At 68.1% G+C, this 14,356-nt stretch carries 16 protein-coding genes; 11 read left to right on the forward strand and 5 right to left on the reverse strand.

What is annotated here, in order from left to right; genetic code table 11:
• Window positions 1–17 precede the first annotated feature (17 nt).
• From KBY96_RS10525 to KBY96_RS10565, 9 genes are read left to right on the forward strand one after another with little or no spacing between them, the layout of a single operon-like run.
• Window positions 18–1,058, forward strand: a complete 1,041-nt coding sequence (locus KBY96_RS10525) for a hypothetical protein (protein WP_254979321.1) — start codon at window positions 18–20, stop codon at window positions 1,056–1,058.
• Complete coding sequence (purC, locus tag KBY96_RS10530; RefSeq protein ID WP_254979322.1) at window positions 1,055–1,813, forward strand: phosphoribosylaminoimidazolesuccinocarboxamide synthase; 759 nt, start codon at window positions 1,055–1,057, stop codon at window positions 1,811–1,813. Before KBY96_RS10525 ends, purC begins: the two co-directional genes overlap by 4 nt.
• Before the next feature lie 44 nt (window positions 1,814–1,857).
• Window positions 1,858–4,047, forward strand: a complete 2,190-nt coding sequence (locus KBY96_RS10535; protein ID WP_254979323.1) for an outer membrane protein assembly factor — start codon at window positions 1,858–1,860, stop codon at window positions 4,045–4,047.
• Window positions 4,047–4,904: a UDP-3-O-acyl-N-acetylglucosamine deacetylase gene (lpxC, locus tag KBY96_RS10540; protein ID WP_254979324.1), complete on the forward strand. Its 858-nt coding sequence runs from the start codon at window positions 4,047–4,049 to the stop codon at window positions 4,902–4,904. Before KBY96_RS10535 ends, lpxC begins: the two co-directional genes overlap by 1 nt.
• 56 nt (window positions 4,905–4,960) lie before the next feature.
• Window positions 4,961–5,389, forward strand: a complete 429-nt coding sequence (gene fabZ, locus KBY96_RS10545; RefSeq protein WP_254979342.1) for a 3-hydroxyacyl-ACP dehydratase FabZ — start codon at window positions 4,961–4,963, stop codon at window positions 5,387–5,389.
• A gap of 5 nt (window positions 5,390–5,394) precedes the next feature.
• Entirely contained in the window at window positions 5,395–6,201 is an 807-nt protein-coding gene (gene lpxA, locus KBY96_RS10550) for an acyl-ACP--UDP-N-acetylglucosamine O-acyltransferase (RefSeq protein ID WP_254979325.1), read from the forward strand.
• Window positions 6,201–7,418: a lipid-A-disaccharide synthase gene (lpxB, locus tag KBY96_RS10555; protein ID WP_254979326.1), complete on the forward strand. Its 1,218-nt coding sequence runs from the start codon at window positions 6,201–6,203 to the stop codon at window positions 7,416–7,418. The genes lpxA and lpxB overlap by 1 nt, the downstream gene beginning before the upstream one ends.
• Before the next feature lie 38 nt (window positions 7,419–7,456).
• The gene (gene msrA / locus KBY96_RS10560; protein ID WP_396122315.1) at window positions 7,457–8,125 is read left to right on the forward strand and encodes a peptide-methionine (S)-S-oxide reductase MsrA; all 669 of its coding nucleotides are present in this window, start codon (window positions 7,457–7,459) and stop codon (window positions 8,123–8,125) included.
• Between the two features lie 29 nt (window positions 8,126–8,154).
• On the forward strand, window positions 8,155–8,388 hold the full coding sequence (locus tag KBY96_RS10565; protein WP_254979327.1) for a hypothetical protein: 234 nt from the start codon (window positions 8,155–8,157) through the stop codon (window positions 8,386–8,388).
• Between the two features lie 17 nt (window positions 8,389–8,405).
• On the opposite strand, the gene KBY96_RS10570 is transcribed toward KBY96_RS10565, so the two are convergent.
• Genes KBY96_RS10570 through KBY96_RS10590 form a run of 5 tightly spaced genes read right to left on the reverse strand, consistent with a single transcriptional unit; the run spans window position 8,406 to window position 12,345 of the window.
• Window positions 8,406–8,690: a hypothetical protein gene (locus KBY96_RS10570; protein ID WP_254979328.1), complete on the reverse strand. Its 285-nt coding sequence runs from the start codon at window positions 8,688–8,690 to the stop codon at window positions 8,406–8,408.
• A 33-nt stretch (window positions 8,691–8,723) separates the two neighbouring features.
• Window positions 8,724–10,241 (reverse strand): leucyl aminopeptidase, encoded by a 1,518-nt coding sequence (locus KBY96_RS10575; RefSeq protein ID WP_254979329.1) that lies wholly within the window; start codon window positions 10,239–10,241, stop codon window positions 8,724–8,726.
• 40 nt (window positions 10,242–10,281) lie between these two features.
• On the reverse strand, window positions 10,282–10,899 hold the full coding sequence (locus tag KBY96_RS10580; RefSeq protein WP_254979330.1) for a GIY-YIG nuclease family protein: 618 nt from the start codon (window positions 10,897–10,899) through the stop codon (window positions 10,282–10,284).
• A 15-nt stretch (window positions 10,900–10,914) separates the two neighbouring features.
• On the reverse strand, window positions 10,915–11,598 hold the full coding sequence (locus tag KBY96_RS10585) for a hypothetical protein (protein ID WP_254979331.1): 684 nt from the start codon (window positions 11,596–11,598) through the stop codon (window positions 10,915–10,917).
• 33 nt (window positions 11,599–11,631) lie between these two features.
• On the reverse strand, window positions 11,632–12,345 hold the full coding sequence (locus KBY96_RS10590) for a response regulator transcription factor (protein ID WP_254979332.1): 714 nt from the start codon (window positions 12,343–12,345) through the stop codon (window positions 11,632–11,634).
• A 161-nt stretch (window positions 12,346–12,506) separates the two neighbouring features.
• Between KBY96_RS10590 and KBY96_RS10595 the strand changes: the two genes are divergently transcribed.
• Together KBY96_RS10595 and tyrS are read left to right on the forward strand one after the other, a co-directional pair.
• The gene (locus tag KBY96_RS10595; RefSeq protein WP_254979333.1) at window positions 12,507–12,830 is read left to right on the forward strand and encodes a DUF1825 family protein; all 324 of its coding nucleotides are present in this window, start codon (window positions 12,507–12,509) and stop codon (window positions 12,828–12,830) included.
• Window positions 12,831–12,897: 67 nt separating this feature from the next.
• Window positions 12,898–14,193, forward strand: a complete 1,296-nt coding sequence (gene tyrS / locus KBY96_RS10600; protein ID WP_254979334.1) for a tyrosine--tRNA ligase — start codon at window positions 12,898–12,900, stop codon at window positions 14,191–14,193.
• Window positions 14,194–14,356: the final 163 nt, after the last annotated feature.

Raw genomic sequence — 14,356 nt, forward strand, 5'->3', positions numbered from 1 at the left:
CAGATGACCTCCGCCGGATGGGTCGCCATGTTCCATCTTCTCTCCGACCCGGCAGCTGGTTCTCTGGTGGCTGCCGCTTCGGCCCTGCGCGGCTGGCGGCCCTGCTGATTCCCCTGCAGATCGGCCTCACCACTGTCGCTGCCCCCGCGCTCGCTGCACCCGTTGCCATCGCCGAGGACGACCCGGTGCAGGCCTGCAGGCTGCTGCGCCGCCAGGGCGACGGGCCCGGCCTGGGCGCGCAGCAGCAGGGGCTGATCGACGCGTTGGAGCCTGCGCCCTCTCTTGAGGACGTGCTGCTGAGCGCCGAGCAGCTGATCGCCTGTGCAGCCCCCCAGGCGGCCCTGACTGTGCTGGCCAGGGTCAGTCCCGCTGCCGGCGAGAGCCGCCGCCGCTGGCTGGTGATGCAGTGGCGGGCCGCCCAGGCCGGTCTGCACCACAACCTGGCCGCGCAGGCGCTCACCCTGCTGGCCCAGGGTGAACCGCAGCGGCTCGAGGAGCTGTTTCTGCCTCTCGGCCTGCCGGCCCAGAACGACCGGCCCGACACCCGCTCCGCCCTGGATCTGTTGGCCGATCACCTCGAGAGCCTGGGGCAGCGCCACCAGGCCGCCAAGGTGCTGTTGGCCAGCAGCAGCCCGGGGGCCGCCAGCGCCGCCCGCTGGGGCCGTGCGGTGGCCCTGGCGGACACCATGCCCCTGCGTGAGCAGGACGAGATCCTCGAGCTGGCCCTGGAGCAGGCTGCCGCCGCGGGAGCCTGGGGGCTGGTGGCGGCCCTGCTGGATCAGCAGCTGGCGGCCGGTGTCAGCGATCCGGCCTCCCGACAGGCCCTCGACCGACGGCTGCGGCTGGGGGAGCGGATCGACGATGCCTACGGAGAATGGCTGCAGCGCCGCCAGTTGAGCGGGCCGGATCACGACAGCCGCAACGAGGAGCTGGAGCGGCTGTTGCGCTCGCCGCGGCAGCCGGGGGGCCATCTCCCGCCGGCTCCCCCAACCCCATCTCCATCCCTGGGCCCCAGCCCGGCCCCGGCCCCAGATTCCTCCCTCACTCCGCAGCCATGACCGCCTTTCAGCTCGGCCCCCTGCTCCACGAAGGCAAGGCCAAGCGGGTCCATGCCACCGACCGCAGCGACCTGGTTGCCGTGGAATACAAGGACGACGCCACGGCCTTCAATGCGCTCAAGAAGGCCAGCCTGCCGGGCAAAGGAACCCTCAACTGCCAGATTTCCGCCCTGCTGTTTGAGCATCTGGCCGGCCTGGGTATCCCCACCCACTACATGGGCCTGGGTGAGAGCGCCAACTGGATGCTGGTGCGGCCGGTGCGGGTGATTCCGCTGGAGGTGGTGATCCGCAACCTGGCCGCCGGTTCGCTCTGCCGCGAGCTGCCGCTACCCCCCGGCACGCCGCTCGACCCCCCCCTCTGCGACCTCTATTACAAGGACGATGCCTACGGCGATCCCCTGCTCACCGAGGCCAGGCTGGAGCGGCTCCAGCTGGTGACTCCGGAGCAGCGCCTCCAGATCGAGGCCCTGGCCCGCCGCGTGAATGACGAACTGCGGCGGCTGTTCGACTCGGTGGGCCTGTTGTTGGTGGATTTCAAGATCGAGCTGGGCTTCACCGGCGCCGGGGAGCTGCTGCTGGCCGATGAGATCAGCCCGGATACATGCCGCCTATGGGATCAGGCCGTGGCTGACAGCCAGGACCGCATCCTCGACAAGGACCGTTTCCGCCAGGACCTCGGCGGTGTTGTGGAAGCCTATGGGCAGGTTCTCAAACGGCTCCAGCAGGCCTGTCCCGAACCCACCGTCTACCGGTAACGTGCCGCGATTGCGGCTCCGCCGCCCCGAGACCCCCCGCACCCATGGCCGGCACGTTGGCTTTGAAGGCAGCCCTGACCCTGCTGGGCCTGGGCTACCTCGCCGCCGGCCCTGCGTTCGCGCAGCAGGATTCCGGTTCCACCCCACCGGGTTCAGCTCCCCCTGTTTCCGAGCAGGTCGACACCCCCTTTTTGAGTCCTGGCGGGCAGCGGCCTGACGGGACTGGCTCCGACCAGGGTGGCGAACAGCCCGTCGCCGACCCTGCCCCCGAGGCTCGGGTGCTGATTGCTGAGGTGGTGGTGGAGGGCCTCGACGGCCACCCCGAGGCCGAGCGTCTCGAGATCGCCGCCTACGAGTCGATGCGCACGATCCCGGGCAGTCGCGTCTCCCGCCCCGAGCTGGAGGCCGATCTGGCCGCGATCTACGCCACCGGCTGGTTTGCCGATGTGCGCATCCAGCCCGTGGATGGTCCACTGGGGGTGAGCCTGGTGGTCACGGTGGTCCCCAACCCCGTTCTCAGCCGCGTCACCGTCCAGCCAGCCGGTGAAATCGCGCTCAGCGAGGAGGTGATCGCTGAGACCTTCGCCTCCGACTTCGGCAGGACGCTCAACCTCAACACCCTGCAGACCCGCATGCAGGCCCTCCAGGCCTGGTACACCGACCAGGGCTTTTCCCTGGCCAGGGTCACCGGCCCGTCGCGGGTCAGTCCCGGAGGCGTGGTGGAGCTGCTGGTGCGGGAGGGCACCGTGGATGGGGTGGAGGTGCAGTTCATCAACAGCGAGGGTGAGCCCACCGATGAGCAGGGACAGCCGATCCGGGGCAAGACCCAGCCCTGGGTGGTCACCCGCGAGGTGTCGCTGGAGCCTGGCTCGGTGTTCAACCGCCGTCAGCTCGAGGACGACATCCGCCGTCTCTACGGCACCGGGCTGTTCAGTGATGTGCGGGTCACGCTGCGGCCAGTGGCTGGCCAGCCTGGAAATGTGGTGGTGGTGCTGGGCATCGTCGAGCAATCCACCGGCTCGCTCTCCGGCGGCGTGGGCTTCAGCCAGAGTCAGGGGGTGTTCGGTCAGATCTCGCTTCAGGAGAGCAATCTCCTGGGCCGGGCCTGGGACCTGGGCACCAACTTCTCCTACGGCCAGTTCGGCGGCCTGGGCGACCTCACCTTCTTCGATCCCTGGATCAAGGGTGACAAGCACCGCACCTCGTTCCGGGCGCGGGCATTCTTCAGCCGCGAGATCCCCCAGATCTTCCAGAGTCGCAACAGCACCTTCAGGAATGGGTCCCAGAGGATCAAAGGCGCCGACTTCGAGGTGGTGACCAACGACCCCCTCGACATCGGCGGCGGCGATCAGCTGGTGCGCACCAATTTCGACAACGTCGCCATCCAGCGCGTCGGAGCCAGCGTGCAGTTTGTGCGACCTCTCAATGGCGGTGATCCCTTTGCGAAGGCCCCCTGGAACCTGATCCTCGCCTTCGGCGGTCAGGAGGTGACGCCAATGAACTTCGCCGGTAGCAAGTACTCCCAGGCTGTTGTGGGGGCCACCAAGTCACCGGATGTGGTACCCAGCCGCCAGGTGATCTGTATCGCCTACAACTGCGCCTCCGAAAACCAGCTCCTCAGTTTCCGCATCGGCACCACATACAACAGCCTGGATGATTCCCGCAATCCAACCACCGGCAACTTCCTCAGCCTGAGCACGGAGCAGTTCCTCTCGGTGGGCAACGATTCGCCTACCTTCAACCGCATCCGCGGCAGTATCAGCCACTTCATCCCGGTCAACTGGCTGAAGATCTACAAGGGGTGCCGGCCCGGGCCGGGCGAGCCCGAAGACTGCGCTCAGGCCCTGGGGTTCCAGCTCTCGGGCGGCACCCTGATCGGCAATGACATTCCTCCCTATGAGGCCTTCTGCCTCGGCGGCGGTAACTCCGTGCGCGGCTATTTCGACTGTGACCTCGGCGTGGGCAAGAGCTTCGCCGAGTTCACGGTGGAATACCGCTTCCCCCTGTTCAGCATCGTCAGCGGCTCGGTGTTCTTCGACGCCGGCACCACCTTCGGCACCCAGTCCGATATCCCCGGCAATCCCGGCGGCTTGCTGGGCAAGAGCGGTGAGGGCTTCTCGCCTGGCATCGGCCTGATCGTCACCACCCCGGTCGGGCCGCTGCGCCTCGAGGTGGCCAGCGAGGACTTCACCGATGAGTGGCGCTTCAACCTGGGTGTGGGCTGGAAATTCTAGTGACAGCCTGGCCAGCCAACTATGCCGGTGACCATACGATCGCCGCGGAGGTGGAACTCAGTGGGGTCGGTCTGCACAGCGGCGCCCTCTGCAGGCTGCGGCTGCTGCCCAGCGCCCGGCCCGGCTACCGCCTGGGTTGGCTGGACCAGCCGGCCACCGAGGCCCTGCCTCTCACCCCGGCCCAGGTGTGCGACACCACCCTGTGCACGGCACTGCAGCTCGGTGATCGGCGGCTGGCCACCGTGGAGCACCTGCTGGCGGCCCTGGCCGGCACGGGGGTGAGCCGGGCGGAGATCCGTGCGCAGGGGCCCGAGGTGCCCCTGCTCGATGGCTCGGCCCTTCCTTGGGTGGAGGCGATCGCCAGTGTGGGCCTTCAGGCCCTGCCCTTCCAGCCCCCCCGGCCGGAGCTGCGCCAGCCACTCACCGTTCACGGCGGCGGCGGCTTCGTCACGGCGTTGCCGGCAGAGGATCTGCATCTGGGAGCCGCCATTGAGTTCGCAGAGCCCGCCATCGGCCGGCAGGTGTTTTCCCTGACCCTCACCCCGGCCAGCTTTGTGGCGGAGATCGCCCCGGCCCGCACCTTCGGCCTGCGCTCCCAGGTGGAGCAACTGCGCGCCGCCGGCCTCATCCAGGGTGGAGCTCTACACAATGCCCTGGTGTGTGATGGCCGGCATTGGCTGAATCCGCCCCTGCGCTATGGCGATGAACCGGTGCGCCATAAAATCCTTGATCTGCTGGGCGACCTCGCCCTGGTTGGATTGCCCCGCGCCCAGGTGTTCGCCTTTCGCGGCTCCCATCGCCTGCACACCGCTCTGGCCTCGGCCCTGGCGGCCGAGCATGCCCTTCTCCCTGCCTGAACACGTTGCCTGAGCCCACGTCATCCGCTGACAGCCCTCTGCAATCCGGCTTGCCCCTGCTCGCCGTGGAGCAGATCCAGGGCCTGCTGCCCCATCGCTATCCCTTCGCCCTGGTGGACCGGGTGATCGAGCATGAGCCGGGGAAACGGGCTGTGGCGATCAAGAACGTCACCATCAACGAGCCCCAGTTCCAGGGGCATTTTCCGGGGCGTCCCCTGATGCCCGGGGTGCTGATTGTGGAAGCCATGGCCCAGGTGGGAGGCCTGATCGTCACCCAGATGCCGGATCTGCCGCGGGGCCTGTTCGTGTTTGTCGGCATCGACGGCGTGCGCTTCCGTCGGCCTGTGGTGCCGGGCGATCAGCTGCGCATCACCTGTGAGCTGCTCAGCCTGCGGCGGAAACGCTTCGGCAAGGTGCAGGCCGAGGCCACGGTGGACGGCGAACTGGCCTGCTCCGGTGAATTGATGTTCTCGCTGGTGGACTGATTGCGATGTCCACGCGCCTCCATCCCACCGCTGTCGTCGATCCACGCGCCGAACTGGCTGGCGGTGTGGAGGTTGGTCCCTATGCGGTGATCGGCCCGGAAGTGCGCATCGGCCCCGACTGTTGGATCGGTGCCCACGTGGTGCTTGATGGCCGGGTGCAGATGGGCCGCGGCAACCGCATCTTCCCCGGGGCCTGCATCGGTCTGGAACCCCAGGACCTCAAGTACACCGGCGATCCCACCGGGGTTGTACTCGGTGATGGCAACACCATCCGCGAGTGCGTCACGATCAATCGGGCCACCAGGGACGAGCAGCTCACCCGGGTGGGCAGCGGCAACCTGCTGATGGCCTACAGCCACCTCGGCCACAACGCTCTGCTCGGTAACGGGATCGTGATCGCCAACGCGGTGGCCGTGGCGGGCCATGTGCAGATCGCGGATCGGGCAGTGATCGGCGGCATGCTGGGCATCCATCAGTTCGTGCACATCGGCACCCTGGCGATGGTGGGCGGCATGAGTCGCATCGAACGGGATGTCCCCCCGTTCACCACCGTGGAGGGCCATCCGGCGCGGGTTCGGGCGCTGAACCGGATCGGCCTGCAGCGCAGCGGCCTGGCTGATCGCGACGGAGGGCGTCAGCTCGAGGATCTCAAGCGGGCCTGGACCCTGATCTACCGCCGGGGCCTGCCGCTGGCGGAGGCCCTGGCCCAGCTGCGCCAGGATCCACTCACCGCCGCCGCGGAGGAGTTGGTGGCCTTTCTGGAGGCGTCCCTGGCCCCAGAGCGGCGCGGGCCGATCCCGGGGAGCCGCTGATGCTCCGCCTGCTGGTGAGCACCGGCGAGGTGTCGGGTGATCTGCAGGGGGCGCTGCTGGTGGAGGCCCTGCACCGTGAGGCCCGCCGGCGTGGCCTCAAGCTGCAGGTGCTGGCCCTGGGCGGCGAGCGCATGCAGCGCGCCGGGGCCGAACTGCTGGCCGACACCACCCGCATGGGGGCGATCGGCCTGCTGGAGGCGATTCCCTTCGTGCTGCCCACCCTGCGGGTGCAGCGTCAGCTCAGGCGGTGGTTTCGCCGCCAGCCCCCCGACGGTGTGGTGCTCATCGACTACATGGGAGCCAACGTGAGCCTCGGGCTGCGCACCAAGCGCCGCTTTCCCCAGGTGCCCATCACCTACTACATCGCCCCCCAGGAATGGGCCTTCACCTTCGGGTCCAAGGGGCGTACCAACCTGATCCGCTTCACCAACCAGATCCTGGCGATCTTTCAGGAGGAGGCCCGCTACTACCGCTGCCGCGGTGCCCATGTCATCTATGTGGGCCACCCCCTGCTGGACACGCTCGGCACGTTCTCCACCCGGGAGGAGGCCCGCAGGCAGCTTGGCCTGGATCAGCAGGCCCCGGTGCTCTTGCTGATGCCCGCATCCCGCCGCCAGGAGCTGCACTTCCTCCTGCCCCACATCGTGGCCGCGGCTGTCGAACTGCAGCGCCGCCAGCCCGGCCTGCAGGTGCTGGTGCCGGCGGGACTGGCGGGTTTCGAGGAGCGCCTCAGCCAACAGCTGCGGCGCTCCGGCCTGGAGGCCACGGTGATCCCGGCAGCCGCTGCCGACCAGCTCAAGCCCGTGCTCTGTGCCGCCGCCGACCTCGCCCTGGCCAAGTCGGGCACCGTGAACCTGGAACTGGCCCTGCGGGGAGTTCCCCAGGTGGTGGTCTACCGCGTCAGCTGGCTCACGGCCTTCGTGGCGCGCCACCTGCTGCGCTTCAGCGTGCCGCACATCTCCCCGGTCAATCTGGTGCTGGGTGAGCGGCTGGTGCCGGAGCTGCTGCAGGAGGCTCTCCACCCCGCCGCCATCGTCGAGCAGGCCCTGCCGCTTCTGAGGCACGACAGCCCGGAGCGGTTGGCCATGCTGGACGGCTACCGGCGCCTGCGCAGCCAGTTGGGTGAGCCGGGGGTCACCGATCGGGCTGCCATCGCCATCCTCGATCAGGTGCAGGCCGGTGCCCGCAGCAGCTGCCCGTCCGCCGTTTCGCTGTGACACCGACACCCCCCCCGCCACGCTTCCCATCGACCCGCTTGCTGGCCCTCCTCGCCACCCTGCTGGTGCTGATCAGCGGCTTGGGGTCATGGCCCGCCGTGGCCTCGGCAGTCGAGCCAGCGCCCCGCCCCCAGGAGTTGGTGCTGGCGGGTGGCTGCTTCTGGTGCCTGGAGCATGATCTGGAGTCGCTGCCGGGCGTGCTGGACGTCGAGAGTGGGTACAGCGGCGGAACGCTGGCCCAACCCACCTATCGTCAGGTGTCGGCCGGCGGCACGGGTCATCAGGAGAGTGTGCGGGTGCGCTTCGATCCCCGCCGCACCAGTGTCGCGGTGCTGCTGCGGGCCTACTGGCGCAACATCGATCCCCTCGATGGCGATGGTCAGTTCTGTGATCGCGGCGATTCCTACCGCCCTGTGATCTTCACCGCCGGGGCCGAGCAGCAGAGTCTGGCCTTGGACAGTCGCCGGCAGGCAGCCCGCGAACTGGGCCAGGCGCCGTCGGCCCTGAGGGTCGAGGTCCAGCCGCTGAGCCGCTTCTGGCCAGCGGAGGATTACCACCAGAACTACGCCGAGGGCAATCCGCTCAGGTATGGCTATTACCGCTGGGCCTGCGGGCGGGATCGACGCCTGGATGCCGTCTGGGGATCCAGGGCTCGCACGGCCCGACCCTGGGGGGCGCCCCTTGGCCATACCCCGTCCCGCGGCTAGCGTTGACGATGCGCGATGCGGAGAATGGTATGTATCTGCTGACCATCCGCGATGGCCTTCAGACCAGGCATGTGGGTCCCTACCCCAGCCCAAAGCAGGCCGCAGACGACCTCGATCGGTTGCTGCCGCTTTGCAGCGAGCGGGCCCGCTGGCAGATCCATGCCCTGGAGGATCCGGAGGCGTTCATCGCCAGTCTCCAGGCCGCTGGCAGCGCTCCGACCCGGCGGGGCGAGGCTGCCGGTCGGCTCAGCCGAGTCGCCTGAGCGGCGTTGCCCAGATTTCAGCTCCGGCGCGGGTAGCCCCGCAGCAGTCCGCTTTCCACCATCAGGCCCACGCCGGCGTTGATCAGGATCAACCCGAGGGTGCCGTACCAGAACCAGGGTCCCGGGGCCTGAAGCAGTTTCAAGGGCAGACCTCCGCCCGCTCCCGAGGCCAGCTCGGTTCGCTTGATCAGTTCCTCAAGACCCTTGCGGATCACCGCCTCGCCGAACAGACACAACCCTGCCGGCAGCAGCAGCACCCCGAGCTGGGCCTTGAGATACCAGCGGATCTTGTTGACGGCCATGGGGCGACGGGGCGACGTGGCGGCCGGTCAAACCTAGGCCTGAAGCGCCACCGGGGCGCCACTGCAGACCCAGTTCACCAAGGTGCGCACGCCGAAGCCGGTGGCCCCGGCGGGGTCGAGGCTTCGGCCCTTGTCGCTCCACACCGTGCCGGCGATGTCCAGATGGGCCCAGGGCAGATCCCTGGTCACGAAATCCTGCAGGAACAGGGCGGCAGTGATCGCGCCACCGGGGCGCGGGCCGGTGTTCTTGAGGTCGGCCACGGGGCTCTTGAGGCCAGCCTTGTACGACCTGCGCAGGGGCATGGGCCAGAGGGCTTCACCGCTGGCGGCACCGGCGGCCTGCAGGGCCCTGCTGAGTCCATCGCTGCACGACCACAGCCCCGCCATTTCCGCCCCCAGGGCAATTACGCAGGCCCCCGTGAGGGTGGCCAGGTCCACCACGGCATCGGGCTCAAGCTTGCAGGCGTAAACGAGGGCATCGGCCAGGGTCAGGCGGCCCTCGGCATCGGTGTTGTTGATCTCGATCGTCGTGCCGTTGGAGGCGGTGAGGATGTCGCCGGGGTGCACGGCGCCGCCGCTGATCATGTTTTCGCAGGCGGCCACGATCACGTGCACCTCCACCGCCTCGGGTTTGAGTTCGCCGATGGCTCGCGCGGCCCCGAGCACGGCCGCACTGCCGCCCATGTCGTACTTCATCATCTCGATCTGGGAGCCGGCGGTCTTGAGGTTGTAGCCGCCGGAATCAAAGGTGAGGCCCTTGCCCACCAGCACCACGCGACGCTGGGCACCGCCGGCAGGGTGATAGATGAGATGGATGAATTTCGGGGCCAGGTCGGAGCCCTGAGCAACGCCCAGGTAGGCGCCCATACCCAGGGCCTCACAGGCGTCCCGCTCCAGCACGCGCAGTTCCAGGCCGTGGTCGCGGGCAATGGCGGCGGCGGTGTCGGCCAGATGCTGGGGGGTCACCACATTGGGGGGGGCCGCCACCAGCTGGCGCGCCAGCTCCACACCGGCACAGGTGCCGCTCACCGCCTCGAGGGCCTGCGCACAGCTGGCGGGCAGGCCGATCAGTGACACCACGGCGGGAAGGGGCCTGGGCTCGGGTTCGCTCTTGAACCGCTGGTCGCTGTAGAGACTGAGCCGCACCGCCTCGGCGATGGCCCGGCCGGCGGCGGCACTTTCGAAGCCTTCGCAGGGCATGGCCACAGCCAGGTCTTCGGCGGCGGCGGCGGCGGCGGCCTGGGCAACGCTGGCGGCCGCGGCGCGCAGGTCATCGAGATCAAACCCGGCCGGTTCGCCCAGTCCCACCAGGATCAGGCTGCGCGGGGAAGCCCCCAGTCGCTCCAGGGTCAGGCACTCCCCAGGTTTTGCCTTGAACCGCCGCTGCTCGAGCCGCTGCTGCAGATCTCCGCCGAAGGCCGCGAGCAGCTCGCTGCGCAGCGGGTGCTCCGGTCGCTCCTCGCTGCTGGCGAACAGGCCCACCGCCAGGGTGTCCCCGCTCCACTGGCCGAGAGCAGTTGAGAGCGCATCGGGGAGGCAGCGAAACTGCATGGGGCGATCGGTCGCGGGGCCGTGATGGTAGCCAGCGGCTTCAGTCGCCATCAGCGGTGAATGGTGTGGCCCAGCGCTGACGTGTTTCCTTGTTGAAGGGCGGCAGCCACCGCTGGATCAGAACCTGCTCCAGCGCCCGGCGCTGGCGGGGCGATTCAGGGGCGTCGAGCCAGAAGTGGATGCTCAGCCTGCAGGCCAGCTCCACCCGGGCCAGGGCCTCGCTGTAGGCCGCCAGGTACTGCTTGCAGTCGTGCTCGCCCTTCCAGCGGCGATCGGCCCGGCCGGTCTCGCCCACGTAGAGCAGCAGCGGCTGGGCCTGTTGGTCCTGCCGGATCGGCGACCGGTCGAGCACGAAGTACAGCGCTGCCCCGCGTTGGGGCGGATCCGGCCAGCGCCAGAAGCTCAGGGGCTGGGCCCGCAGCTGCAGTGGATTGAGGCCGAGGTGGGGCTGAACGTGGGGAGCGGGTGCCGGGTCTTCGAACAGTCCCACCTGACGCACCGCCGCTTCGCTGTCTGCGAACAGCGGAGCCTGGTGGCGGGCCAGCGCCTGCTGCCAGGCCTGCAGCTGATGTCGGAGCAGTGGCAGCTCCGCCCCGCTCCCTGCCGCTGCCAGGCCCGCCGCTGTGGTGAACAACTCCCCTTGCCGTGATCCCCCCATGGCTGTGCGTCGGTCTCAGGCGCTGCGCCGCGCCGGTGGCAGCTCCGGTCCGGCCTGGCTGGCGCTGAAGGTGACCTTGCCGATCCAGTTCTCCACCAGATCGGGGGGGAGATGCAGGCGCTGCTGCAGGTCGGCCAGATCGCGGAATGGCCGGCGGGCCCGTTCCCGCAGCAGCCTCTGAAGACGCTCGGCTGACAGCCCCAGGCGCTCAAGCTGGGTGGACCCGGCCCGGTTGAGATCGAGCCGGCTGGCGGCCGGCGGCGGTGAAGCCGGCTCTCCATACCATCGGAACAGCAGCACCGGCAGCCAGTCCTGCAGCTGGGACGCAGGCAGATCCAGCAGACGTTGAAGGTCCTCCGCCCCGCTCAGCTGCACCCCGCCGGCCTGCAGGCGCAGCAGCAGATCCACCTGCTCGGCCTCGATCCCGGGCAGGCGATTCCAGTCGTTGGCGCTGGCCCGGTTCACATCCAGCCGCCAGCCCAGCGCGGCGGCGTGGTGCACCTCCTCAGCATTGCCGAGGGGGCGCGTGGGTTCGTGGCTCAGTTTCAGGGCCAGCAACTCGCGCTCGATCTGGCTCCGATCCGTTTCCAGGGGGGAGCTGGCGTTGACAGCGGCGGGCTTGTTGTTCTCTGCCGGAAGCTGGCCGCTGGCCATCAGCAACCGACGCGCCAGGGGATCCAGCCAGTGCCGCCTGGCCATGGTGAGTTGTGCCGGTGCCGCTGCCAGCTGAAGTTAGCGGCAGGGTTCAGCCTCAGGCCAGTCGATCAACCCCCAGCGCAGCCCCAGCACGGCGGCATGGGTGCGATCCCTGGCCGGCAGCTTGTCGAGCAGGTTGCTGAGATGGGTCTTCACCGTATCCGGGGAGAGGAAGAGCTTCCCGCCGATCTCGCCATTGGTCTCCCCGGCGGCCACCAGGCTGAGCACCTGCAGTTCCCGTTCACTGAGAACCTGTCGTGGTCCACCGCGCTCGTGGCCCCGCCGGAATTCCCGGCGCAGGGGCTTGTCGACATAGATGCCACCGCCACTCACCACGTGCAGGGCTGCCAGCAAGGCACCGGAGCCGAAGCTCGACTCCAGCACCAAGCCATCGCAATCCCCGGCGATGGCTCGGCGGAGGGCATGCAGCCGGTGTTGCCGGTTGATCAGCAGCAGCACCCGCAGGTCAGGGTTGCGCGCCTTGAGGGCGATCGCCGTTTCGATGCCGTCCCCTTCCTCCAGCACATCACTGATCAACAGCATGTCGGGCTTATCGGAGGCCACTGCAGCGACCGCCTCCTGGGCGGTGGTGTTGGCCGCCAGCACCCGGGCCGAGGGCCTGGCCTGCTGAGCCAGCAGGGTGAGCAACGCCCGATTCCCCAAGCAGAGCACCAGCCGCGTGCCCCTCAGCAGCTCTCGGCTGCGGTGGGCATTGGCCTCCAGCTCGGCCAGGAGCGGGGTGAAATCCATGGGTCTCAAGCCGATCTGCGCCTGCTGCCAGGGTGGGAAGCGGGGCTGGCGATGTCAGCGCTGCTCTAAGAACCGTTACGTCTTTCCACACCTGCCACCAGCTCGCTTCCGGCGCTGGCGGTGTTCAGAATCAATCCCTGCGCGACCGAGGCACCACCGCAATGGCCTTTTTCGACTCCGACATCGTTCAGGACGAGGCCAGACGCCTGTTCGGGGATTACCAGCAGTTGATGCAGCTGGGCAGCGACTATGGAAAATTTGATCGTGAGGGCAAAAAGCTCTATATCTCTCGCATGGAGGATGTGATGGAGCGCTATCAGGTGTTCATGAAGCGCTTTGAGCTGTCCGAAGACTTTCAGGCCAAGCTCACCGTTGAGCAGTTGCGCACCCAGCTCGGGCAATTCGGCCTCACGCCCGACACGATGTTCACCCAGATGCAACAGACCCTTGAGCGCATGAAGAGTGAACTCGAGAAGCAGTCCTGACCAGCAGGGCTGAAGGCGCCCTGAGCTGCTGCCTAACATCAGCGGCCGATGCCAACCCCACGGTCCGATGACTTCTGCACTGGAGCCCGCTTTGCAGCAGCTGCCCGGTTGGCTGGCGCGGGGGGTGGCCGATCTTTTCCCCAGCGGAGTGGTCAGCGGTGCAGGCGAGCCATCTGCAGATCCCCAGCAAAGCCTTGCCGCTCGCCTGGCGGAGGCAGAGGCGCAACACCGTCCGCTGCGCATCAAGCTCGGCATCGACCCCACCGGTGCCGATATCCATCTCGGGCACTCGCTGCTGTTCCGCAAGCTGCGGGCCTTTCAGGATGCCGGGCACACGGCGATGCTGATCATCGGTGATTTCACGGCCCGCATCGGCGATCCCACCGGCAAGAGTGCGACCCGCGTGCAGCTCAGCGCGGAGGCGGTTGAGGCCAATGCCTCCACCTACCTGGCCCAGCTGGGCCAGGGTCAGGACCCCGAGCGAGCCCTGCTGGATTTCCGCACCCCAGGGCGCCTGGAAGTGCGTCGCAACAGCGAATGGCTGGCCGGGCTCGACCTACCCCGGGTGATCGAGTTGCTTGGGATCAGCACGGTGGGCCAGATGCTCGCCAAGGACGACTTCGCCAAGCGTTACGGATCTGGTACCCCCATCTCTCTGCACGAATTCCTCTACCCCCTCCTCCAGGGCTACGACTCGGTGCAGGTGCGGGCCGATGTGGAGCTGGGGGGAACCGATCAGAAGTTCAACGTGGCCATGGGCCGCGACCTGCAACGCCATTTCGGCCAGTCTCCCCAGTTCGGTCTGCTCCTGCCGATCCTGCCCGGTCTCGATGGGTTGCAGAAGATGAGCAAGAGCCTGGGCAACACCGTGGGCCTGGGCGAAGACCCCATCTCGATGTACTCCAAGCTCGAGAAGCTGCCGGATGCGGTTGTGGATGCCTATCTCACCCTGCTCACCGACCTTGATCTGGGCGCGTTGCCTGCCAACCCGCGCGCGCGTCAGCAGGCCATGGCCCTGGAGATCACGTGCCTCAGGCATGGTGAGCCGGCTGCCCGTCAGGCCCAGCAGGATGCGGCCGCGTTGGTGTCTGGGGATGCCGGCCCCGGTGCCGCCAGGGCCGAGGTGCCCGAGGCCTCTCTTCGTGCGGTGAGGTTTCCGGCCAAGGCCTTTTATCTGCTCAGTGCTGTGGGGATCTGCGCCAGCAGCAGCGAGGCCCGGCGCCAGATCCAGGGCGGCGGTGTGCGCCTGGATGGCGAGAAGCTCCTCGATCCCAACCGTGAATTCATCAGCGCCACTGAGCTGCACGGCAAGGTGCTGCAGCTGGGCAAGAAGACCTTTCGCCGCCTGGTAGGGGTTGGCTAGGGCCCTCTTGCTTAGCAAGCCTTCAAGGTGTTACTTTAAAGAGCTGCGCCCGAGAGGGAGCAGAGCCTGAAGCCCCGTGAAGCGCGAGCGAGCGGTGTTGTAGGTTTTCTGAGTTGCGAGCGAGGGCCTGACCGGAAGGTGAGGCAGGAGCGAGCAACAGAGG

Source organism: Cyanobium sp. ATX 6A2, assembly GCF_024346355.1.
Taxonomy (GTDB): domain Bacteria; phylum Cyanobacteriota; class Cyanobacteriia; order PCC-6307; family Cyanobiaceae; genus NIES-981.